Origin of the sequence: Amycolatopsis thailandensis (genome assembly GCF_002234405.1) — a bacterium.
Lineage (GTDB): Bacteria > Actinomycetota > Actinomycetes > Mycobacteriales > Pseudonocardiaceae > Amycolatopsis > Amycolatopsis thailandensis.
In genome coordinates, this window is sequence record NZ_NMQT01000329.1 from 1 (window position 1) to 882 (window position 882).

General features: G+C 66.8%; 1 protein-coding gene. It reads right to left on the reverse strand.

Annotation, left to right across the window (positions count from 1 at the left end; translation table 11 throughout):
- A partial coding sequence (locus CFP71_RS42685; protein WP_279629277.1) for an alkaline phosphatase family protein occupies positions 1-882 on the reverse strand: 882 nt, incomplete at both ends.

The following is an 882-nucleotide window of genomic DNA, read 5'->3' on the forward strand; positions in this document are numbered from 1 at the left end:
TGCTCGGAGTCCTTCGCGGACGGCACCAGCCAGCTCACCGCGGGCAGCCGCCGCGCCTGGATGTCCGCCTTCAGCCGGGTCACCAGAGTCTCCGGCTCGCTGCGGTACATGGCCTTCTTGAACAGGTGCCGCTCGGCGGGCGTCAGCTTCGCGACCCCGGCGTCGAACTGCGCCTGAAGCTTCGCGCGTTCCTCGGGGGTCTTCTTGAGCAGCTCGTCGTAGAACTCCTCGGTGGTGCGGAACTTCTGCTCGACAGAAGCGAGGATCTTCGTGCCGACCTTTTTGAACGGCTTGAAGTACTCGACGGCGTTGTCGGTGAAGTTGTCCCACTCCTGGTAGATCTGCCACGGCACCCCGGCGGCTTCGAGCCGCTCCGGGTACGTCGTCCAGTCGTAGCCCGCGTGGTCGTAGGAGTACGCCGCGTTCGAGACCGCGCGGTTCGTCGTGCTGCCCGGTTCGAAGCCGGTGGTCCCGGTCCAGAGGAAGTTCCGGTTCGGGTTGGTCGAGCCGAAGATCGAGCAGTGGTAGGCGTCGCAGATGGTGAAGGTGTCCGCGAGCTCGTACTGCAGCGCGATGTCGCGGCGCTCGTAGTACGTCATGGTCGCGGGGGTCTTGGCCGAGATCCAGCCGTTGTTCCAGCCGCGCGCCCACGCCTTGCCGCTGCCGTTCCAGCTGTGGTCGAGGTCGCCGAGGTACTGGATGTCGTCGGCGTTCCGGCCGGCGAGCTCGGCCGCCTTCCGCACCGAGAACGGCAGCACCGTGCCACCGGCGGGATTCGGCTGCTCGAACACCGATTTGCCCGAGGGCAGTTCGAGCGGATGGGTGTCGGCGAAGCCCCGGACGCCGCGCAGGTTGCCGTAGTAGTGGTCGAACGACCGGTTC